A 20,630-nucleotide genomic window follows, 5' to 3' on the forward strand; every position below is an offset into this window, starting at 1 on the left:
CCTCTCCGGGGGGAGGTGGGGGCGGGTTCGCTGGGCTGTTGTGCATCGGTCCGGATCAGTCGGGTGCCGCGGCACCAGGCGTGGTCGGGAGCGGACGCGTTCGTCCGCCCGTAGCGGCCGCCGTCGTGGGGGACGGCCGGTGTCCGCTCTCGGTGACCGCGTCGGCCGGGCTGTTCCCTGGTCCGCTGCTCGCTGTTCGCGTACGCCCGGAGATCCGCGTCGTCGGCTGAGAAGCCGTGATCGGCGGCGATGAAGGGAGAACGGGGAAGCGGCGGGCGGACCGCCGGAGGAGGCGATCGGTCACCGAAAGGCCACGCTTCCGGACCTTCGAGTGACTGAGTCTATGAGAACTGGGGCGTGACCTGGCACACCGGGGCCGCGGGCGGACGCGGCGGCGCCGCTGTTTCCGGCCCCGCCAGGCATCCCGTCGTTGCGCGGACCTGGCGGGCGCCCGGCCGTGGTCGGTCGGATCGGCGGTCGGCGGGCCGCCGGCCCGCCGGATCAGCGGCGGTTCGACAAAACTGTCCGCTTTTTTTCGCGGCTACCCGGAAAAAGCCTCGTCAGCGTGCACGGCGGTTCGGAAACAGGACGGCGGGCGCCGCCAGAACTAGTCCGGAGACCGGTGTTTCCGCAGGTCAGAAAAATATGAACGTCACGTTCGCGTTTGCCAGAGCGAAATCACGTAGTCAAAGATGAATCACCTTCGCGCAAGCCTCTGACCTGGGGCTTATTCGTCATGCCCTGAACTCGCCCGTCCGGATCCCGAGGAGAGACACATGATCCATGCCCGAGGACTGACCCGCCGGTTCAAGGTCCGCAAGGAGACCGTCGAGGCCGTGCGCGGCCTCGACCTCGACGTGGAGGCCGGCCAACTCGTCGCGTTCCTCGGCCCCAACGGTGCCGGGAAGTCCACCACCCTGCGCATGCTCACCTCACTGCTGCCACCGACCTCCGGCACCGCCACCGTGGCCGGTCACGACATCGCCACCGACCCCACCGGGGTCCGCGCCCGGATCGGCTACGTGGGACAGCGCAGTGGTGCCGGAGACGACCACCGCTGCCGCGACGAACTGGTGACCCAGGGACTCGGCTACGGCCTCCGCTGGTCCGAGGCGCGACGGCGCGCCGACGAGATGCTCGACATGCTGGCGCTCCGGCCGCTGGCCCGGCGCGGACCGGCCACGCTTTCGGGCGGCCAGCGCCGCCGGCTCGACATCGCGCTGGGGCTCGTGCACCGCCCGCCGCTGCTGTTCCTGGACGAGCCGACGACCGGTCTCGATCCGCACAGCCGGGCCGACGTCTGGGAGCACATCCTCCGGCTGCGCGCGGAGCTCGGGACCACGCTCCTGCTCACCACGCACTACCTGGAGGAGGCGGACAACATGGCCGAGCGCGTGGTGGTGATCGACCACGGCCGGGTGATCGCGGACGGCACTCCCGAGCGGCTCAAGAGCGACCTGGCCGGCGACCGGCTCACCGTCACCGCGCACGACGCGTCCGACGCGGCCAGGGCCGCCGAGGCCGCCGTCCGCATGGCCGGTGCGGATGGGGTCACCACCGACGGCCTGACCGTCCGCGTCCGGGTGCCGAACGCGGGCGCGGCCATGCCCGGATTCCTCCGGTCGCTCGACGAGGCCGGGGTCAAGGTGGCCACCGCCGAGACCTCCCGTCCCACGCTGGACGACGTCTTCCTCGCCTTGACCGGACGCAGCCTGCGGGAGAGCGAGTCCGCCGGAGCCGCCGCGTGACGGCTGTCCGGGACGCCCGCGGCGGGGCACGCGCCCGCCGCCACCGCCACCTTCTGCCCAGAACCGATACAGGAGCCGCGACGTGAGTACGACCTTCGTTCGAGACACCGGAACCGTGTTCTACCGGGAGTTCACCCCGGTGATGCGCCGCCCGCTCGGGCTGCTCTTCTCCATGGCGCAGCCACTGCTCTTCCTGTTCCTGTTCGGCCCGCTGCTGGGCGGGACGGCCGCGATCGGCGGGGAGACCGGTGCGCCGTGGCAGTGGTTCGTCCCCGGGATCCTCATCATGATGTGCCTCTCGGGACCGATGATGGCGGGTTACTCGCTGCTCATCGACCTCGGTGGCGGCTCCATGGAGCGGATACTGGTCACCCCGATGAACCGGACGGCCATGCTGGTCGGCCGGACCCTCAAGGAGTTCGTCATCCTGCTGGCCCAGGCCGCACTGATCATCGGCCTCGCGGTGCCGCTGGGCTTCCGGATCCACCCGCTGGGGGTGCTCGCCGGCCTGGCGCTGCTGCTGGTGCTCGGCCTCGGACTGAGCTCGCTCTCCTTCATCCTGGCGATCGTCTCGTACCCGGGCGGCAACCTGTTCTACGCCGTGACCCAGATGGTGATGTTCCCGCTGCTGCTGCTCTCGGGGGTGCTGCTGCCGGTGGAGGCCGGTCCGGCCTGGCTGCAGGGGCTGGCCCTGGTGAACCCGGTGGGCTACATCGTGGAGGCGGCCCGGGCGCTGTTCGACGGCCGGTTCGCCGATCCCGCGGTGCTGTACGGCTGGGCAGCGGCCTGCGCCATCGCCGCCGTGGGGCTGGTCCTGGGCACCCGGGCGATGCGGCGCGGGATCTGACCCTCTGACGGCGGCCGGCCCGCCCGGCACCGGGGGCACGCGCGGCCGCGGTCGGCCCCGGGCGGGTGTGGCGGGCCCGCCCGGCGGCCGGCCGCGGCCGGGCGGCCCCGAGGGGAGCCGGGACCGCGCGGCGGGCCGCGCCCGTCCCGCGGCGCCGCCACTCGGTGGACCGCTCCGCCGCGCTCGCGGCCCTACGATGCGCACACACATGCCGATCACCTGCTCGTCCTCCGCGGGCTGCTCCTGCCGAGCCCGACCAGAAGCCAGTCTCCGCGGCGGCCGGGCGCCGCGCCCACCCGGATCGGCCGGCTGTGGACAACTCATCGCGGCACCGCCCGCCCGGCCTCGGGTGGCGGTCCGGCGGGACGGGCGGGGGACCCGGGGTAGGGGGACGGCCATGGACACTTCCGCCGAACAACCGCCGCGCCCGACCGTCGCGTTCCTGGGGACCGGCACCATGGGGCTGCCCATGGCGCGCAACATCGCCGCCGCCGGGTTCCCCCTACGGGCCTGGAACCGCACCCGCGCCCGCGCCGAACCGCTCGCCGATGCCGGAGCGACTGTCGTGGACAGCCCCGGCGAGGCGGTCGCCGGGGCCGGCGTCATCGTCACGATGCTCACCGACGGCCCCGCCGTGGAGCGCGTCATGGCCGAGGTAGCCGAGCCGCCGCGCGGGGCCGTCTGGGTGCAGAGCAGCACGGTCGGGCCGGAGCCGGTCCGGCGGCTGGCCGCCATCGCGAGCCGGCGCGGACTGACCTTCGTCGACGCACCCGTGGTGGGCACCGCGGGGCCGGCGGAGAACGGCACGCTCACGGTGCTGGCCGCCGGCGACCGAGCCGCCGCCGAGCGGGTGGCGGCGCTGTTCGACGCGATCGGAGAGCGCACCATCTGGGCGGGGGAGGCCGGCGCGGCGAGCGCGCTCAAGCTCGTGGTGAACAGCTGGGTGCTGGCGTTGAACACCGCTGCCGGCGAGGCGGTCGCACTCGCGGAGGCGCTGGACGTGGACCCGCGGCGGTTCCTGGAGACGGTCTCGGGCGGCGCGCTGGACGCCGGCTACCTGCACGCCAAGACGGGCGTGCTGCTCTCGGAGGATCCGGCGGTCAGCTTCTCGGTGGCCAACGCGGCGAAGGACGCGCACCTCATCCTCGACGCCGCCCGCGCGGCCGGGATCCGCCTGGACCTGGCCGCCGCCTCGGCCGCGCGGCTGGACCGGGCGGCCAGGCACGGCCACGCGGCCCGTGACATGGCGGCCGCGTACTACGCGAGTTTCGACGAAGGGGCTCCTGGCTGAGCGAGGGGACACCGGCCGGGCGCTTCCCGGCCGGTCCCAGGGCGCGGACGCCGGCGACGCCCTAGAGTCGCCGCATGGTGCACGTTCTCAGCAGCCGCGTCCTGCTCCATCCGACCGACCTCGAACGCAGCCGCGCCTTCTACCGCGACACCCTCGGCCTCGCCGTCTACCGAGAGTTCGGCACCGGGCCGCAGCGGGGAACCGTGTTCTTCCTCGGGGGCGGCTTCCTGGAGCTCTCCTCACACGCCGAGCGCCCCCCGGAGCCGACCGCGACCCGGCTCTGGCTCCAGGTGGCGGACGCGGCGGACGCGCACCGGGAACTGGCCGCGAAGGGGGCGACCGTGCTGCGCGAACCGCGGCGGGAGCCGTGGGGCCTGATCGAGATGTGGGTCGCGGATCCCGACGGACTGCCCATCTGCGTGGTCGAGGTCCCGGACGACCACCCGCTCCGGTTCCGGGAGTGACGCCGGCGTTCCCGCCGGCGCCGCGACCGCCGCAGAGCGACGGCCCCCGCCGAGGCGGGGGCCGCCGGAAACGCTCGTCCCGGTCAGGTCACAGCCGGCCCTGCTTGACCGCGCCCACGAATCCCGCCCATTCGACGTTCGGGACGGCGAGCGGGCGGTGTTCCGGGTGCTTGGAGTCGCGTATGGCGGCGCCGCCGGGGAGATCGGCGAACTCCAGGCAGTTCTGCACACTGCTGTAGCTGCTCTTGCGGAAGACGAGTGCCGGGAAGGCAGGGGCGGGAGACAGACGCACGAATAGTGTCCTTTGTCGCTGCTCGACTGGTCCAGGCATGCCTATCACCGGAACATCAGCGACTGAAGGGGCGAAAGGCCATTAATGGTGCTGAATTTGGAGGTCTCACCATCTGTCGCACGTAGTCGGGCGTGCGGATCCGGTCACACCGCCGCCTCGGCCGCTGCCGGTCCGGGTCCGGCCGTCCACAGCTTGTGGACAGTCGGACCCGGACCGGCAGCGGCCGGCAGCGCGCATGGCCTTCCGCGCTCCGGGTAGCGGACGCACGGCCGGTCGCGGCGCCGCGACCAGGCCAGGTCGGCGGAAGGAGAGGCCGGATGGCGGTGGACGGCGCGCGCGGTGGCGCGGACGCCATCCCGCCAGGGCGGTCCGGCAACCCGTCCCGGTGGGGACGACGCCTGCCCGTAGTCGTCCTGGCCCTGCTCGGATGCGTGGTCTCCGGCTATCTCGCCCTCTACCAGTACGGGGTGCTGGCCGACGTCTGGGACCCGTTCTTCGGCGAGGGCAGCCGGGCGGTGCTCACCTCGCCCCTGTCGGAGGCGCTGCCGGTCCGCGACGCCGCGCTCGGGTGCGCCGCCTACCTCTTCGAAGCGGTGGCCGAGTCCGCGGGCGGCCGGCGGCGCTGGCGGGAGCATCCGTGGACGGTGCTGCTCGTCGGGGCCACGGCGGCCGCGCTGGCCCTGACCGGTCTGCTGCTGGTGATCGCCCAGCCGCTGCTCACCGGGACCTTCTGCACGCTGTGCCTCGTCTCGGCGGGGATCTCCTTCGCCGTGGCCGCCCTCGTCGCGGGCGAGGTCGCGGCGGCGCTGCGGGTGGTCCTGGACCGCCGGTGACGCGGACCCGCAGGCAGGCGCCGGGGCGTGCCGCCGGCGGTCGCGCGGTCACCGGTCGAGGGCGTCGAGCAGCGCGTAGGCCACCAGGCCGTACACCAGATGCGGCACCGCGTCGCTGATCCAGTCGCCGGCCGACCATGAGCGCGGATCGCTCACTCCGAGCCGTGCGACGGGCGCATCGGTCGCCGCCATCGCGAGCGCCCCGGCCAGCGCGCCGCCGGCCCACACAGGCATCCGCACGCCGGCCGCCCGCAGTGCCCCCAAGGCGGCGCCGACCCCGGTACCGACCGCGATCCCCGACAGGGCGCCGAGGCCGGCGAGCCGGTTCCCCCGCCGCCCGTCCCCATTGGGCACCGGCCGGCCGGCCGCCTCGCTCAGGCGCTCCACGACCGACTGCGGGACGTCACTGGCCGGCCGGCCCCGCCAGGCCATGTCGGCGTAGGTCACGGTGTTGAGCGCGGTCGTGCCAGCGGCTCCGGCCGCCGCCCCGCGCAGGAGTCCGCTCATCATGGCGGGACGCTAACCGCCGCCGCCGCGGTGAAACGCGCCGCCGCCATCCGGGGTCCGGCACCGGACGGCGGAATGGGCGCGGCGTTTTCGCGGAGTTCCTTTCGGCGGCCGCGCTTGGGAGGGGCGGTCGGTAATCGCGCGAGCCCGGAGTGACATCGCGGAATGGAGAACCGCAGCCGTTCCCGGGCGCCGGCCTCCCGAGGACCGGACGATAACCAATCGGCGCTACTATCGCGGACTATGGGAAATGCCAAGGAATATCCCGCTCTGTCGGAATCGTCCGACAAACCGGCCGCCGGGGAACCCGGCCCTCCCGAGGCGGTGACACGGTCCTGGGCATCCCCGGCCCCCGTCCCGCGGCCCGGCCCCCGGCTTCTCCGGCCGCGACCGGGAGCTCCCTACCACCGCGTCGACCGCACCGGGCGGTTCCGCTGGTGGCGCCCGCCTCTGGCCGTGCTGCTCGTACTCGCCGCCTACCCCGTCGTGCTGGTCACCGTGATGGCGGCCGCGACGATCATCGCGCTCCCGTTCGGCGGCCGGCCTGACGAGAACGGGGTCACCGGGTGGCCGGTGGCGGACCTGGCGGTCGAACTCTTCCTCCTGGCGTGCCTGATTCCGGTGGTCGCCCTCGCGGTGCGGCTGGTGCTGCGCCGGCCCGTGGGGACGCTGGCCTCGGTCGAGGGCCGGCTGCGCCTACGCTGGCTCCTGCTGTGCTGCGCGGTGGCCGCCGTGTGCGTGGCCGGCTATGCCGCCGTGCTGTTCGGCAGCTATGCCGTCACGTCCCCCGGCGAGCCACTGCTCGGGACGTTCACGGGTGCCGCCGCCTTCGCCGCGGCGCTCGCGGTCGTCCTGCTGCTCGTGCCGTTCCAGGCGGCGGCCGAGGAGTACGCGCTGCGCGGATTCCTCATGCAGGTGGTCGGCGGCTACGGGGCGGACCCGGGTGAGCGCATGCGGGACGGCGTGCTCAGCCGGGTGCTGCGCTCGCCCGTCCCGGCCATCGCGGTCAGCGGCGTCATCTTCGCGCTGCTCCACGACTACAGCGCCTGGGCGATGGCCGACGTCGCGATCTTCGGTCTCGCCATGGCCTGGCTGACCTGGTACACCGGTGGACTCGAAGCCGCCGTCGCCCTGCACGTGCTGCACAACACGGTGCTGTTCGCGCTCTCCGCCTACGACGGCTCCTACACCGACGCGGGGACCGGATCGGGCAGCTGGTACGCCCTCGTCGGCACCGGCGTCGAGGTGGGCCTCTACGTCGTCCTCGTCGTCTGGCTGGCCCGCCGCCTGGGCGTCCGCCGGACGGTGCCCGACGGGGGGTGAGCGGTCGCGGTCGCGCCGTTCGGGCGGGCCGGAAATCCATTTCCCGGGTGGCCGATCCCTCCCTAGAGTGCCGCCATGCGCAGCCTCACGGAACTCCCCAAGGTCGACCTGCACGTCCATCTGGAGAGCACCATCCGCTGGTCGACCGTCCGCGAGATTGCCGCGGCCAACGGCGCCGGGATCCCCGAGGACGGTCCTCCGGCGGCCTTCGCCGGCTTCCGCGCGTTCGCGGACCACGGCGCGCTCATCCGCGGCTGCCTGCGCCGGCCGGAGGACTTCGCCCGGGTCGCCGTGGAGTTCTGCGCGGACGAGGCGGAACACGGCGTCCGCTACGCCGAGGTCACCTTCACCGCCGCCTCCCACGAGGAGCGGCTCGGCCGGCCGGGGATGCCGCTGGAGTCGGTGCTGCGCGGCCTCGCCGAGGGGCGGGACCGGTACGGCGTGGAGTGCCGGGTCATCCTCGACCACTCGCGGCGGCGCTCGGTGCGGCGGGCGTGGCGGACCCTGGAACTGGCGCGGCGCTACGCCGCTGACGGCGTGGTCGCCATCGGGCTGGCCGGCGACGAGTCGTACCCGCTGGCTCCGTTCGCCGAGGCGTGCGCGGCGGCGCGCGAGGCCGGCGTCCGGCTCGTGCACCACGCCGGCGAGGCGGCCGGCCCCGCGAGCGTGCGCGAGGCGGTCGAGGTCGGGCACGCGGAGCGGCTCGGCCACGGGTTCCGCGCGCTGGAGGATCCCGAACTCGTCGCCGAACTACGCGAGCGAGCGATCCCCCTGGAGGTGTGCCCGTCGTCCAACGTGGCCCTCGGCCTGGTGCCCTCCCTCGCCGCCCACCCGCTGCCCCGGCTGCTCCACGCCGGCCTGCACGTCACGGTGAACACCGACATCCCCGCCGTCGTGGGCACGACCCTCACGGCCGAGTACGCCCGGATCAGCACGGCCTTCGGCTTCACGGAGGGTGATCTTGGCGGCCTGTCACGAGCAGCGATCGACGCCTCGTTCGCTCCCGAGGGGACGAAGGCCCGGCTGCACCGGGAGGTCGACGCGTGGCTGGCCGACGGGGAGGCGCCCTGAGCAGCGGAGACGCGGAGGTGTGCCGCCGGTCCCCGGGCGTGTGGTGACGGGTGAGAATCGCCCGCACTCGGCATTCGCCGTTTCGCTGCGTGACCATTCACGTTCAAGATCACGAAACGGGCAGTTGGCTGAGCCAAGAAAAGTAGTTGTAATGCGACATTTCATCTATAGTGGCTCGCACGCTGTTAATACAGCGCTTAAGCGGGAGTTAGTGCTGATTGCCGGTACGTAAGTCAACCATCGATTCCGCGCGATCGGTGGATAACTTCTCCCCGAACCGACCTGCTATCACGAAACGTCCCATATGACCCTCCGCGCCGCTCCGCCCCCCGTCCCACGCCACCGCCCTCCGTGCACCCCGTGACCGACCCGCGCTCCACCGCCGTCCGATCCGGACGGCGCGGCCGTGCGGGCGTTCGGGAGCGGGTGGTGCGCATCCGCCCGTACACGCTCACGGGCGGGCGCACCCGCTCGCGGTTCCCGCTCTTCGTGCACTCGCTGATCTCGCTCTCCGACCCGGAGGCCGCTCCGCCCAGCGGCCTGGCCCCCGAGGCGGGCCGCATCCTCGTCCTCTGCCGACGGGTGAAGTCGGTCGCGGAGATATCCGCGGACCTTCGGCTGCCGCTCGGCGTGGTCCAGGTGCTGGTCGGCGACCTCCTCGACCGCGGAGTGGTGCGGGTGCACCCGACCATCACCGGACGCCGGCCGACCGACAGAGAGCTCCTCCAACGGCTGCTGGTGGGGCTCGAACAGCTGTCCTCGTGACGATCAGCCTCCCCGGAGGCCCGACCCCATCGTGATCGAATTCAGAAAGCGACCCCATGCGAAGAATCCTGGTTGTCGGCGCCGGACAGTCCGGTCTGTACCTCGCCCACGGTCTGCTAGAGCGCGGCTATGACGTCACACTGCTGACCGGGCGGACGTCCACGGAGGTCAGGCACGGCAAGGTGGCGGTGAGCCAGCTGACCTTCCCCTCCGCCCTCGCCCACGAGCGCCGGCTCGACCTCGACTTCTGGCGTGGACAGGCCCCCTCCCTCGACAGGCTGACGGTGGATCTGGGCGCCACCGTCGAGGAGCGGTTCAGCTTCGGCGCGGCCATCCAGGGCGGCGGCGTGTCCATGGACCGGCGGGTCAAGATGGCCGACTGGCTGGAGGCGTTCGAGGACCGGGGCGGCAAGGTCACCGTCCACGGCGTCACGGTCACCGACCTCGACTACCTCGCCGGCATGTACGACTTGACCGTGGTCGCCACCGGGCACGGCGAACTCGGCCAGCTCTTCGACATCGACCCCGCGCGCACCGGCGGCGGGCGGCGGCGGGTTGCCATCGACACGTTCGTCTTCGGGGCCGAGTGCCCGGTCGACAACACCCTGGCCTGCGTGTTCTACGGGGGGCTGGGCTCCATGTACGTCGTTCCCTCCTACACGCCCTACGGCCCGGGGCACTCGCTCTTCATGTTCGGTGAGCCGGGCGGCCCGCTCGACCTCTCCGGTGAGCGGCTGAACCCGGTGCAGCTGCACGAGCGCGTGGTCGGCCTGTACCGGGAGCACGCCCCGCACCTGTACGAGCAGGTGAAGGACACCGAGCTCATCGACGACAAGAGCGCCGGCATCGAGCACATCGAGCCCTACGTCCGCGATCCCGTGGGCACCCTGCCGTCGGGGCGGGCCGTCCTGGGGATGGCCGACACCGTCCTGTCGATCGACCCGGTGGTGCTCCAGGGCTGGAACAACTCCACGGTGTGCGCCGGGATGTACCTCGACCGCATCCTCGCCCACGGCGACGCCCCGTTCGACGCCGCGTTCATGCGATCGACCTTCGACGAGTACTGGGAGTACGGCCAGCAGGCCATACTGCTGGGCGACCTGATCGGCGGCGTCATGGAGGGCGAGTCGCCGCCGCATGTGATGGAGCTCTTCAAAATGCTGCCGGAGAACCCCGCCCTGGCGGACGGTATCGTCAGCGCACTGGACGATCCACGCGCCTTCACCCAGATGATGGCGACCCCGGAGCAGATGGAGCAGACGGTCGCGGCGACCCAGTGACCGCGTCGGCGACCCGACGCGGCCGCCGGCCGTGCAGGAGGGACGTAGGACATGAACTCGACAGAGGCCCAGGCGTTATGGCAGGGACACCTCCAGGACAAGGCGCACCACCTGAAGGGGCTGCTGCCGGCCAACCAGATGGTGGCGCGCCGGATCTCCCACGCCAAGGGGCTGCTCGGGCTGGGTGAGGCCGAGCACGCGGCGCGCATCCTGGAAGGGGTCGTCCAGTTCTACCGGCACGACGTGTTCGGGCCGCGCACGCCCTACCACCACGACATCGTGCACGCGGCCCGGACGCTGACCGACATCTACGCCGCCAGGGGCGACCACAAGGCCGCGGCGCAGGTGTGGCGGGATCTGGCGGACAGCCAGACCCATGCCTACGACGGCCACCAAACGTCCGCGGAAGCGATCGCGGCGGCGCGCATCGAGCAACTGCGCGAGACGCTGCGGGCCGGCCGGGCGGACGTGGCGGACCGCGCCGCGCATGCGTACCGGGGCGCGTTCACGCTGCTTCCCCGGGGGCATGCGGCCTTCCATGAGTTCCAGCTGATCCGGGCGCAGGCCGCGGTCCAGCTGGTGGAGGGCGGCCAGCTCCCCCGGGAGCAGTGGCCGGCGCGGCTGCGGGAGGCCGAGCGAACGGCACGTGCCGAGCTCGTCCGGCGGACGGGGGTCCACGGCGCCACCCACCCGGCGACGCTCGACGCCTGGGAGACGCTGGCCCGCGCCGTGGGCGCGCAGGGGCGGCGGCAGGAGGCGGTAAACCTCTACCGCGACCTGGTGCCGGCCATGAAGAACGCGTTCACCGGCGCCCAGCGGCCCCGCTACCGCGCCGCCCGGCGCGCCCAGCTGGCGCTGGTCGCGGGCAGCAAGATGGTCGACTTCGGCAACCGGCTGGCCGACCGCGCCCACCGGCGACTCGACGGGCGGGAGGTCCGCCACCCCATTCTGGCTGACCAGGCGAGCCGGCGGTTCCGGCTGGGGACACCCGCTGCCCGCCGCGCGGCGCCCTGACCGGAGTCCGTACGGACCGAAGAGGCGCGAACGGCGTGCCCGGGTCCGGCCGCACCTGCGGCCGGACCAGGGCACGCGGCGTTGGTACGCCTACCGTTCGCATCCGGGGAGGCGTCGCGGAGGTCGGTCAGGGGCCTCCCCCTGCGGGCACCGCCCCGCGTGCCGCGTGCTGCCCGCGCGGCCGCCGCGAGGACCCGGTCACCCACCGGTGCGCACCCCTCGGCACCACGTGGCCGGCTACGGGTCCCGCCGTGCTCCTCCGGGTGCGGGCGGTTCCGCCGCCGAGGTGCCGGAGACGGGGGCTTGCCACCGGACCGCCGCCCCGGCGAAGCGGAGGGCCACCGGCGTGTGCGCCCGACCGCGTGGTCCGGGTGGCCCGGGACGGCCCGACCGGACCGGCGTGTCCGCGCTGGCGGACCGGGCGGCGCGGACACGGCCCCGGGGAGCGGGAGAAGGCGGTGGCCGGCTCCTCGCCCGCCCGGCGGCGGGCTGCGGTCGGCCGGTTACCGGGGCCCGGACATCCGTGGCCACCGGTGACGGTCCCGGCACTCGCACTCCGAAGATTTCTGGCCGATTTGGCGCAAATGTCGGCGGGTTGTGCTCTTATATACGCCATGTTGGTGAAAAACAGCGTACGTGGCATCGTGGCGGGTCTGCTCGCCCTCGGTGTCACCGCCACCCCCGCGCACGCCGAGCAGAGCTCCGAACCCCGGCTGCTCGGTGCCACCGTCATCCCCTCGGACCTGACCGCCGACGGCACCCTGGTGGGCAGCCTCTCCGGCATCGACTACGACGCCGCCTCCGGCGAGTACCTGCTGGTGACCGACGACCGGTCGGAGCAGGACCCGGCCCGCTTCTTCCGGGCCGAGATCGACGTCGACGCGTCCGGCGTGCACGGCGTCGACGTCACCACCGCGCACCTGCTGCGCCAGCCGAACGGCGCCACCTACCCCAACCGGGACGACTTCGTCTCCGAGCCCTGCCCCGACCCGCGCGCCGCCTGCGCCCGGAACGGATCGGTCGACCCCGAGTCCATCCGCCTCGACCCCCGCACCGGCGACGTGTGGTGGACCACCGAGGGGGAGCGGGTGGTCAACGGCGACCACGTCGTCCTGCAGAACCCGCAGGTCCGGGTCTCCGACCCGGACGGGACCACCGTACGCGCCCTGCCCACCCCGAGGACGCTCCACATGAGCGCCTCGGAGACCGGGCCGCGCCGCAACCTCACGTTCGAGGGGCTGACCTTCACCCCGAACGGCCGGGTGGTCACCGCCATGGAGGGCCCCCTCTACCAGGACGGCCCGGTCCCCACCGCGGACGAGGGCGCCGTCGTCCGGTTCACCGTCACCACCCGGCACGGCACGCAGCTCGCCCAGTACGGGTACCCGCTGGAGCCCCTCTTCGCGGCGCCGGAGCCCGCCGACGGGACCGCCGACCAGGGCGTCAGCGAGATCCTGGCGGACCCGGAGCAGCCCGGGTCCTACATCGTCGTCGAGCGCGCCTACGTGGCCGGATCCGGGAACAAGGTCCGCCTCTACCGCGCCACCACCGCCCGGGCGACCGACATCTCCGGCGTCCCCGCGATCCCCGGCATGGACCGCGCACCGCGGCTGATGGCCAAGGAGCTCCTGGTGGACCTCGACGACCTCGACCTGGCCGCGGCCGGCCTCGACCACGTCGACAACATCGAGGGCGTCACGTGGGGCCCGGAACTGGAGTCCGGGGAGCGCACCCTCCTGCTGATCAGCGACGACAACTTCTCCGAGAGCCAGGAGACCCAGCTCATCGCGCTGGCCGTCGACTGACCCTCCCGCTCTGCCGTCCCGCCCCGCCGCGGCGGGACGGCCGTCAGCCCGCATCCTCCCGGGCGCCGCCGGTGCGCTCCGGCCCGGCGGGGCGGCCGGCCAGCTTCGAGGCGGCCCGCCGGAACCGCTCCGCCGCAGCGACCAGCTGATCGGCGAGTTCGGGCGGGTCCTCGACCTCGAAGTCGACGTCGAGGGCGCCGAGCAGGAACGCCAGCGAGTGCAGGGAGTCCGCGGTGAAGCGCAGCCGGCAGCTGCGGGCGTCGACCGGTTCGATCCGGCCGTAGACGGTGGTCCGGCGGGCGCTCTCGGAATCGGCCGGCGCGTGCAGCCGGACCGTCGCCCGGTACGGCCAGACGTCCGCGACGCCACGGGTGACGAACGCGGCGGCGTCGCCCCCGGGGATAGCCCGTGGCGTGAAACGCGGCCCGCTCGGGGGCCGGCAGCGCATCCGGTCCACCCGGAAGGTCCGCCAGTCGCCGCGTTCCAGGTCCCAGGCCACCAGATACCAGCGCCCGCCCCAGGTGACCAGTTCGTGCGGCTCGGTGACGCGGACGCTGACGTCCGCGTAGTGGCCGCGGTAGTCGAAGCGCAGGCACCGCTGGTCCCGGCACGCCGCCGCCACCGACGTCAGCTCTCCGGCGTCCACGGCGGGCGGGCCGGGTGCCGCGACGGCGGACACCTCCAGGGCGTCCATGCGCCGGCGCAGCCGGTCCGGCAGCAGCTGGCGCAGCTTCAACAGGGCGCCGAGCGCGGTCTCGCCGATCCCGGCGACGCCGCTGCCGGCGGCGGTCCGCAGCCCGACCGCGACCGCGACGGCCTCGTCGTCGTCCAGCAGCAGCGGCGGCAGCCGGCCGCCCGCGCCCAGCCGGTATCCGCCGGCCGGCCCCATGCCGACGTCGATCGGGTAGTCCAGGGCGCGCAGCCGGTCGATGTCCCGGCGCACGGTCCGGGTACTGACGCCCAGCCGCGCGGCGAGCTCGGCCCCCGGCCAGTCGGGACGGGTCGACAGCAGGCCGAGCAGTCTGAGCAGCCGGGCGGAGGTCTCCTTCACGTCTGCGAAGCCTGCCATGAGTGGCGGACAGCAGGTGTCCGCCACGCTCCCTAGCGTCGCGGCCATGGACACAGCGATCACGCCGTTCCGTATCGACATCCCGCAGGCCGACCTGGACGACCTGGCCGGACGCCTGGCGAACACCCGGTGGCCCGAGCAGCCCGCGGGAGCGGGATGGGAGTACGGAATCCCCGCCGACCACCTGCGCGGGCTCGTCGACTACTGGCGCACCGAATACGACTGGCGGGAACAGGAGCGCAGGCTCAACGCCCTCCCGCAGTTCCGTACCGAGCTCGACGGGCACGCGGTGCACTTCGTGCACATCCGATCACCCGAGCCCGACGCGTTCCCGCTGCTCCTCACACACGGTTGGCCCGGATCCGTGGTGGAGTTCCGGGAGATGACCGGTCCGCTGACCGACCCCCGCGCGCACGGCGGCGACCCCGCCGACGCGTTCCACGTCGTGGTGCCCTCGGCGCCCGGGTTCCCCCTGTCCGGCCCGACCCGCGAGACGGGATGGTCGGTGGCCCGGGTGGCGCGGGCGTGGGCAGAGCTGATGCGCCGCCTCGGCTACTCGCGCTACGCCGCGCACGGCGGCGACTTCGGCGCGCTGGTCTCCCGCCAGCTGGGGCTCATCGACCCGGAGCACGTCGCGGCCCTGCACGTCACGTCGGTGTTCTCCGCCAGTGCCACGCCCGAGACCGCCGACTTCTCCGTCGAGGCGGAGAAGCGCAGCGTCGAGAAGGGGTACCGCTACGAGTACGAGCTCGGCGGCTACGCGGCCATCCAGAGCACCAAGCCGCAGCTGGTCGCCTACGGGCTCACCGACTCCCCGGTCGCCCAGCTCGCCTGGATCGCCGACGTGTTCCGGGCCGGGGCCGACCCGGCCGGCGCACCCGAGGCGGCGGTGGACCGGGACGCCCTGCTGACCAACGTGATGCTCTACTGGCTCACCGCCACCGCCGGCTCGTCGGCCCGCTACTACAAGGACGGCGTCGAGACGTGGGGCGAACCCGAGCCGGCGTCCTCGGTGCCGACCGCGGTCGCGGTCTTCCCCCACGACATCATGCTGCCGATCCGGCGGCTGGCCGAACGCGACAACCACATCGTGCGGTGGACCGAGTTCGACCGCGGCGGCCACTTCGCCGCGATGGAGCAGCCCGCCCTCCTGGTCGAGGACCTCCGAGCCGCGATCCGCGACCACCGCTAGGCGGCCCGCCCGCGCCCCGCGCGCCGGCAGCCCGTACCCGCAGACCCGACCCTCCGACATCGGAAAGAAGCAACCGTGACCGTTCTCGTCACCGGCGCCACCGGCAACGTGGGCCGCCCCCTCGTCGAACAGCTCCTCGCGGCCGGCCACCGCGTCCGCGCCCTCACCCGCGACCCGGGCCGGGCCGGGCTGCCCGCCGGCACCGAGGTCGTCGCCGGCAGCCTCACCGACACCGAGAGCCTGCCCGCCGCCTTCGCCGGGGTCGGCGCAGCGCACCTCATCACGTTCGGCGGGCGGGACTACGCGCCGCTGACCAACGGCGCGGAGATCGTCGAGATCGCGCGGAAGGCCGGCGTGCACCGTGTGACGGTACTCAAGGGGGACGTGGCCAAGAGCCCTCTTGAGGAGGCGGTCGAGGCCGGCGGTCTGGACTGGACCTACCTCGCCCCGGTGGAGTTCATGTCCAACACCCTGGAGTGGGCTGAGTCGGTGCGGACAGAGGGCACCGTCCGCGAGGGGTTCCCCGACGCCGAGAGCGCGATGGTCCACGACGCGGACATCGCCGCCGTCGCCGCGGCGGCGCTCACCTCCGACGGCCACGCCGGGCAGGAGTACTGGCTGACGGGCCCGGAGCCGCTCACGGTGCCGCAGCGGGTGCGGACGATCAGCGAGGTGCTCGGCCGCGAGGTGCGCTTCGTCGAGCTCAGCACGGACGAGGTCGTCGCGGGCTGGCGGGCCGCCGGCTTCTCCGATGACGACGTCCGGTTCTTCCTGGCCATGCGGACCGACCCGCCCATCTCCGGCCGCACCGTCCTGCCGACCGTGGAGGAGGTCACCGGCCGTCCGGCGCGCACCTTCGCCCAGTGGATGCGGGAGAACGCCGCCGCCTTCACCGCCTGACCGCCGCGCCGGCGGCGGCCCGAGGCGCCCGGGGAACGGCGGTCCGTCCGCCGCCCCGGGCGGCGTGGCCAGGGCGGTGGCCGCGCTGGGGCAGCGGTCGATGACCTTCTACCTGCTGCAGTCCGCGGTGTGGGTGGCGCTGTTCTACCCCTTCACCCTGGACCTGCGCGACGACATGGGGTTCGCCGCGAGCTGCGGCACCGCCGTCGCCCTGTGGGCCGTGTCGGTCGCCGTGGCCGCGTGGATGCACCACCGGGGGCACCGCGGCCCGGCGGAGGCCCTGCTGCGCCGGCTGACCGCCCGCCACGACACACCGCGGCCGCCGCGCGGCTGAGCACGCTCCGGATCGCGGTCGGCGGCCGGAACCCCGAGACGGTGAAGCGCCCCGTCCCACCTGACCAGCAGGCGGGACGGGGCGCGCCCGTGCGGGCCCCGCGCTCATGGAGCGTCGGACCGGGTCGGGGCTGCGGTCACGTCCATGGTGGCCACGCGCGCGGCGGACAGGGCGCCGCTCGAAGGACTGCGGCTACCCGGCGGTGGAACCGCTCGGCGCGGCGGTCGGCTCCGGCCCTGTGCCGATGGCGAGGCGGCCGTCCCGCAGGTGCAGCCGGTGATCGGCCCACCGGGCCGCCTCCGCGTCGTGGGTCGCGAAGACCACGGTGACGCCCTCCGCGCGCAGGTCGGCCAGCACGTCGAGGATGGCCCGCTGGGCCGCCGTGTCCAGGCCGGTCGTCGGTTCGTCCAGCAGCAGCAGGTCGGACTGCTGGGCGAGGCCCTGCGCGAGCAGGGCTCGCTGGCGCTGCCCGCCGGACAGGGCGCCGAGCGGGCGGTCGGCCAGATCGGCGATGTCCAGGCGCGCCATGCAGGTGGCCACGACGGCCCGGTCGTCGGCGGTGAGCCGCCTCCAGAGGCCCCGGTGCGCCCAGCGCCCCATGGCGACGGTCTCCCGGACGGTCACGGGGAGGGTGTCGGGGACGGCGCTGCGCTGCACCACCAGGGCCGGCCGCTCCCGGTGGAAGCGTTCGACCGTGCCGGAGACGGGAGCGTGTACCCCCGACACGACGCCGAGCAGCGTCGACTTTCCGGAGCCGTTGGGGCCGACGAGCGCCGTCACCCGGCGGGCGGGGACGCTGGCGTCGATCTCCCGGAGGACGGTCCTTGGGCCGTAGCCGGCGGTCACCCGGTGCAGTGCGACGGCGACCGATGTGCGGTGGTTCACGCGATCCATTTGACAATGATAACCATTCTCGCTGTACGGTTTGTTGCATGGAGTGGTTGTTTGCCCCGTTCGAGGTGTCCTTCGTCGCGCGGGCCCTCTGGGGAGGGCTCCTCGTCTCGGTCATCTGCGCCCTGGCCGGAACCTGGGTGGTGCTGCGCGGTATGGCGTTCCTCGGTGACGCGATGTCGCACGGATTGCTGCCCGGCGTGGCCCTGGCCGCGATGCTGGGCGGCAACCTGTTCCTCGGCGCCGCCGTGAGCGCGGTCGCCATGGCGCTCGGGGTGACCGCCGTGACCCGCTGGTCCCGGCTCTCCCAGGACACCGCCATCGGGCTGCTCTTCGTCGGGATGCTCTCGCTCGGCGTGATCATCGTGTCGCACTCGCAGTCCTTCGCCGTGGACCTGACCGGGTTCCTCTTCGGCGACGTCCTGGCGGTGCGGCCGCAGGACCTCGCGGTCCTCGCCGCGGCGGCGGCGGTGGCGGCCACGGTCGCGCTCCTGGGGCACCGCGCGTTCGTGGCACTGGCCTTCGATCCCCGCAAGGCGCGAACGCTGGGCCTGCGCCCGCGGCTCGCGCACGTCGCGCTGCTCGGGCTGGTGACCCTCGCGATCGTGGCGTCCTTCCACATCGTGGGCACCCTGCTCGTCTTCGGGCTGCTGATCGCACCCCCGGCGGCGATGGCGCTGTGGGCCGGACGGATCCCGGTGGTCATGCTCGGCGCGGCCGGTCTGGGCGCGGCGTCGACCTTCGTCGGCCTGCTCCTGTCCTGGCACCTGGGAACCGCCGCGGGGGCGACGATCGCCGCCGTCGCGGTGGCCCTCTTCTTCCTCTCCGCGCTGGCGGCCCGGCTGCGGGACAGCCAGCCGGCCGGTGCGGCGGCAGCCCCCGCACGGATTCCGGACAAGGAGCGCGAGTTCACACGATGATGCTGCGAAGAAGACCCTGGCCGGCCGTCGCCGGCGCCACCGCCGTCCTGCTTGCCGCGGGGTGCGGCACGGGCGGAGCCGAGGCCCCGGAGGAGGCGGCGGCCACCCCCCACGGCTACGTCGAGGGGGCCGAGGAGACCGCAGAGCCGCAGTGGCGCCTGGTCATGGCCGACACCGCCGCCGGCACACTGCACATGCTGGACCCCGCCACCGAGGAGGTGACCGGGGCCGGAGCGGCACCCGGCGTCGCGGAGGCGGTGACCGACGGCCGGTTCGCCTTCTTCGGCACCGGTGACGCGGTGACCGTGCTGGACACCGGCACCTGGACGGTCGACCACGGCGACCACGTGCACTACTACCGTGCCGAAGCGCGGCTGGTGGGGGAGGCCGAGGGGAGCGGCACGCTTCAGGCGGTCGCCGATCCGGCGGTCACGGCGCTCTCGTCAGACGACGGTGTGCGGATCATCGACCGCCCCGCCCTCGAAGAGGGCGAGCTCAGCGTGACCGCGGTCGAGGGGGGCGGCACCGCCCTCGCCTACGGCCAGCGGCTCCTGGTCGCCAGGGCGAACGGCACCGTCGACGTGCTCGACCGGGACGGCGCGCCCGCGGACCAGACCGTCGGCGAGCGGTGCCCGGACCCGCGGGGACAGGCCGTGACCCGGCGGGGAGCCGTCATCGGCTGCTCCGACGGTGCCCTGCTGGTGACCGAGGACGACGGCACGCTGACGACGGAGCGCATCCCCTACCCCGACCAAGCCGGCGCCGGACCGGTCCGCTCGTTCCAGCACCGCCCCGGCGCCTCCGTCCTGGCCGGCCCGGCCGGCGACGAGGGAATCTGGGTGCTCGACGTCGGAGCCCGGGAGTGGACCCACGTCGAGACCGGACCCGCCGTCGCGACGAGCGCGGCGGGGGAGGACATGCCGGTGCTCGTCCTCGGCGCCGACGGCACGCTGCGGTCCTACGCCCCGGCCTCGGGCGAGCAGCTCGCCGAGACAGAACTGATGGACCCGCCCGGCGACGGCGGGCCCGCGCCGGCCATCCGGATCGACACCACCCGGGCCTACGTCAACGACCCCCTGGCCGACGCGGTTCACGAGATCGACTACAACGACGACCTCCGGCTCGCCCGCACGTTCGACCTCGGATTCAGCCCCGACCTCATGGTCGAGACGGGATGGTGACCACGATGCCGGCGAGTCCCCGGTCCCCCCGGCGCGCCGCGGCCCTGCCGCTCGCCCTGATCGCCCTGCTGCCGCCCACCCTCGCCGGCTGCGCGGCCTTCGGCGACGCACGCTCCGGCATCGTCGTCACCACCAACATCCTCGGCGACCTCACCCGCAACATCGTCGGCGACGAAGCCGACGTCACCGTCCTCATGCCGCCCAACGCCGACCCGCACTCCTTCGGCGTCTCCGCGCAACAGGCCGCGGAACTCGCGGAGGCCGAACTGCTCGTCTACAACGGCCTCGGCCTGGAGGAGGGCGTGCTGCGCAACGTCGAGGCCGCCGAGGAGGCCGGCGCCCACGCCCTCGCGGTCGGCGAGGGCGTCGACCCGATCGCCTACACCGAGGGCGAGACGGCTGGGCAGCCCGACCCGCACTTCTGGACCGACCCCGTCCGCGTGGCCGACGCGGTCGACCTCATCGCCGACGAGGTGATCGCCCAGGTCGGCGGCGTCGACGCGGACCGGATCCGCGCCAACGCCGCGGAGTACCGGGAGCAGGTGGAGCAGGTACACGAGGAGAGCGAGCAGCGGTTCGCCGCGATCCCGGACGGACAGCGCAACCTCGTCACCAACCACCACGTCTTCGGCTACCTCGCCCAGCGCTACGACTTCGCGGTGGTGGGCGCCGTCATCCCCAGCGGCACCACCCTCGCCTCACCGAGCGGCTCCGACCTGAAGTCCCTCGCCGACGCGGTCGAGGAGGCGGGGGTCGCCGCGGTCTTCGCCGACTCCTCGCAGCCGGACCGCCTCGCCCAGGTGATGGCCGAGGAGGCCGGTCTGGACATCGAGGTGGTGCCGCTCTTCTCGGAGTCCCTCACCGAGCAGGGCGGCGGCGCGGCGACCTACCTGGAGATGACCC

At 73.7% G+C, this 20,630-nt stretch carries 21 protein-coding genes; 17 read left to right on the forward strand and 4 right to left on the reverse strand.

The features are described 5' to 3' along the window. Positions 1-776 precede the first annotated feature (776 nt). The 4 genes from DEF28_RS18330 to DEF28_RS18345 all read left to right on the forward strand — a co-directional run bounded on the left by DEF28_RS18330 (position 777) and on the right by DEF28_RS18345 (position 4,350). Complete coding sequence (locus DEF28_RS18330) at positions 777-1,748, forward strand: ATP-binding cassette domain-containing protein (protein ID WP_114400857.1); 972 nt, start codon at positions 777-779, stop codon at positions 1,746-1,748. A gap of 82 nt (positions 1,749-1,830) precedes the next feature. After that, positions 1,831-2,595 carry an ABC transporter permease gene (locus DEF28_RS18335; RefSeq protein WP_233515387.1) on the forward strand — a complete coding sequence of 255 codons (765 nt, stop codon included), beginning with the start codon at positions 1,831-1,833 and terminating at the stop codon, positions 2,593-2,595. A 397-nt stretch (positions 2,596-2,992) separates the two neighbouring features. Then, complete coding sequence (locus DEF28_RS18340; protein WP_114399197.1) at positions 2,993-3,886, forward strand: NAD(P)-dependent oxidoreductase; 894 nt, start codon at positions 2,993-2,995, stop codon at positions 3,884-3,886. 74 nt (positions 3,887-3,960) lie between these two features. Then, positions 3,961-4,350, forward strand: coding sequence for a VOC family protein (locus DEF28_RS18345; RefSeq protein WP_114399198.1), 390 nt, complete (start codon positions 3,961-3,963; stop codon positions 4,348-4,350). Between the two features lie 88 nt (positions 4,351-4,438). Here the strand turns inward: DEF28_RS18345 and DEF28_RS18350 are convergent, their stop codons facing one another. Next, positions 4,439-4,642 carry a DUF397 domain-containing protein gene (locus DEF28_RS18350; protein WP_233515388.1) on the reverse strand — a complete coding sequence of 68 codons (204 nt, stop codon included), beginning with the start codon at positions 4,640-4,642 and terminating at the stop codon, positions 4,439-4,441. A 317-nt stretch (positions 4,643-4,959) separates the two neighbouring features. Between DEF28_RS18350 and DEF28_RS18355 the strand changes: the two genes are divergently transcribed. Continuing rightward, on the forward strand, positions 4,960-5,475 hold the full coding sequence (locus DEF28_RS18355; RefSeq protein WP_114399199.1) for a vitamin K epoxide reductase family protein: 516 nt from the start codon (positions 4,960-4,962) through the stop codon (positions 5,473-5,475). A gap of 48 nt (positions 5,476-5,523) precedes the next feature. Here the strand turns inward: DEF28_RS18355 and DEF28_RS18360 are convergent, their stop codons facing one another. Then, a complete protein-coding gene (locus tag DEF28_RS18360; protein WP_114399200.1) occupies positions 5,524-5,985 on the reverse strand; it encodes a hypothetical protein in 462 nt (153 codons plus the stop codon). A 453-nt stretch (positions 5,986-6,438) separates the two neighbouring features. Between DEF28_RS18360 and DEF28_RS18365 the strand changes: the two genes are divergently transcribed. The 6 genes from DEF28_RS18365 to DEF28_RS18390 all read left to right on the forward strand — a co-directional run bounded on the left by DEF28_RS18365 (position 6,439) and on the right by DEF28_RS18390 (position 13,240). Further along, a complete protein-coding gene (locus tag DEF28_RS18365; RefSeq protein WP_233515389.1) occupies positions 6,439-7,305 on the forward strand; it encodes a CPBP family intramembrane glutamic endopeptidase in 867 nt (288 codons plus the stop codon). Positions 7,306-7,380: 75 nt separating this feature from the next. Next, positions 7,381-8,376 carry an adenosine deaminase gene (gene add / locus DEF28_RS18370; RefSeq protein WP_114399202.1) on the forward strand — a complete coding sequence of 332 codons (996 nt, stop codon included), beginning with the start codon at positions 7,381-7,383 and terminating at the stop codon, positions 8,374-8,376. 429 nt (positions 8,377-8,805) lie between these two features. After that, complete coding sequence (locus tag DEF28_RS18375) at positions 8,806-9,141, forward strand: DUF742 domain-containing protein (RefSeq protein ID WP_233515390.1); 336 nt, start codon at positions 8,806-8,808, stop codon at positions 9,139-9,141. 56 nt (positions 9,142-9,197) lie between these two features. Continuing rightward, complete coding sequence (locus tag DEF28_RS18380) at positions 9,198-10,421, forward strand: styrene monooxygenase/indole monooxygenase family protein (protein ID WP_114399204.1); 1,224 nt, start codon at positions 9,198-9,200, stop codon at positions 10,419-10,421. Positions 10,422-10,472: 51 nt separating this feature from the next. Then, positions 10,473-11,435: a hypothetical protein gene (locus DEF28_RS18385; RefSeq protein ID WP_114399205.1), complete on the forward strand. Its 963-nt coding sequence runs from the start codon at positions 10,473-10,475 to the stop codon at positions 11,433-11,435. 614 nt (positions 11,436-12,049) lie between these two features. Further along, positions 12,050-13,240 (forward strand): esterase-like activity of phytase family protein, encoded by a 1,191-nt coding sequence (locus tag DEF28_RS18390; protein WP_199493386.1) that lies wholly within the window; start codon positions 12,050-12,052, stop codon positions 13,238-13,240. A gap of 43 nt (positions 13,241-13,283) precedes the next feature. On the opposite strand, the gene DEF28_RS18395 is transcribed toward DEF28_RS18390, so the two are convergent. Continuing rightward, positions 13,284-14,291 carry a helix-turn-helix transcriptional regulator gene (locus DEF28_RS18395; RefSeq protein ID WP_114399213.1) on the reverse strand — a complete coding sequence of 336 codons (1,008 nt, stop codon included), beginning with the start codon at positions 14,289-14,291 and terminating at the stop codon, positions 13,284-13,286. Positions 14,292-14,355: 64 nt separating this feature from the next. On the opposite strand from DEF28_RS18395, the gene DEF28_RS18400 reads away from it, so the two are divergent. The 3 genes from DEF28_RS18400 (at position 14,356) to DEF28_RS18410 (ending at position 16,735) form a co-directional block, all read left to right on the forward strand. Continuing rightward, positions 14,356-15,501, forward strand: a complete 1,146-nt coding sequence (locus DEF28_RS18400; RefSeq protein ID WP_114399207.1) for an epoxide hydrolase family protein — start codon at positions 14,356-14,358, stop codon at positions 15,499-15,501. A gap of 75 nt (positions 15,502-15,576) precedes the next feature. Beyond that, positions 15,577-16,401, forward strand: a complete 825-nt coding sequence (locus DEF28_RS18405; protein ID WP_114399208.1) for an NAD(P)H-binding protein — start codon at positions 15,577-15,579, stop codon at positions 16,399-16,401. 64 nt (positions 16,402-16,465) lie between these two features. Further along, positions 16,466-16,735, forward strand: a complete 270-nt coding sequence (locus DEF28_RS18410; RefSeq protein ID WP_233515391.1) for a DUF418 domain-containing protein — start codon at positions 16,466-16,468, stop codon at positions 16,733-16,735. Between the two features lie 192 nt (positions 16,736-16,927). On the opposite strand, the gene aztA is transcribed toward DEF28_RS18410, so the two are convergent. Then, positions 16,928-17,629, reverse strand: a complete 702-nt coding sequence (gene aztA, locus DEF28_RS18415; RefSeq protein WP_181874367.1) for a zinc ABC transporter ATP-binding protein AztA — start codon at positions 17,627-17,629, stop codon at positions 16,928-16,930. Between the two features lie 38 nt (positions 17,630-17,667). Between aztA and aztB the strand changes: the two genes are divergently transcribed. The 3 genes from aztB to aztC all read left to right on the forward strand — a co-directional run. Continuing rightward, positions 17,668-18,546 (forward strand): zinc ABC transporter permease AztB, encoded by an 879-nt coding sequence (gene aztB, locus DEF28_RS18420; RefSeq protein ID WP_114399210.1) that lies wholly within the window; start codon positions 17,668-17,670, stop codon positions 18,544-18,546. Beyond that, the gene (locus DEF28_RS18425; protein WP_114399211.1) at positions 18,543-19,727 is read left to right on the forward strand and encodes a WD40 repeat domain-containing protein; all 1,185 of its coding nucleotides are present in this window, start codon (positions 18,543-18,545) and stop codon (positions 19,725-19,727) included. Before aztB ends, DEF28_RS18425 begins: the two co-directional genes overlap by 4 nt. Continuing rightward, a partial coding sequence (aztC, locus tag DEF28_RS18430; RefSeq protein ID WP_147281070.1) for a zinc ABC transporter substrate-binding protein AztC occupies positions 19,721-20,630 on the forward strand: 910 nt, incomplete at its 3' end. The genes DEF28_RS18425 and aztC, both read left to right, overlap by 7 nt.

The organism is Marinitenerispora sediminis (genome assembly GCF_003336425.1).
Classification (GTDB): domain Bacteria; phylum Actinomycetota; class Actinomycetes; order Streptosporangiales; family Streptosporangiaceae; genus Marinitenerispora; species Marinitenerispora sediminis.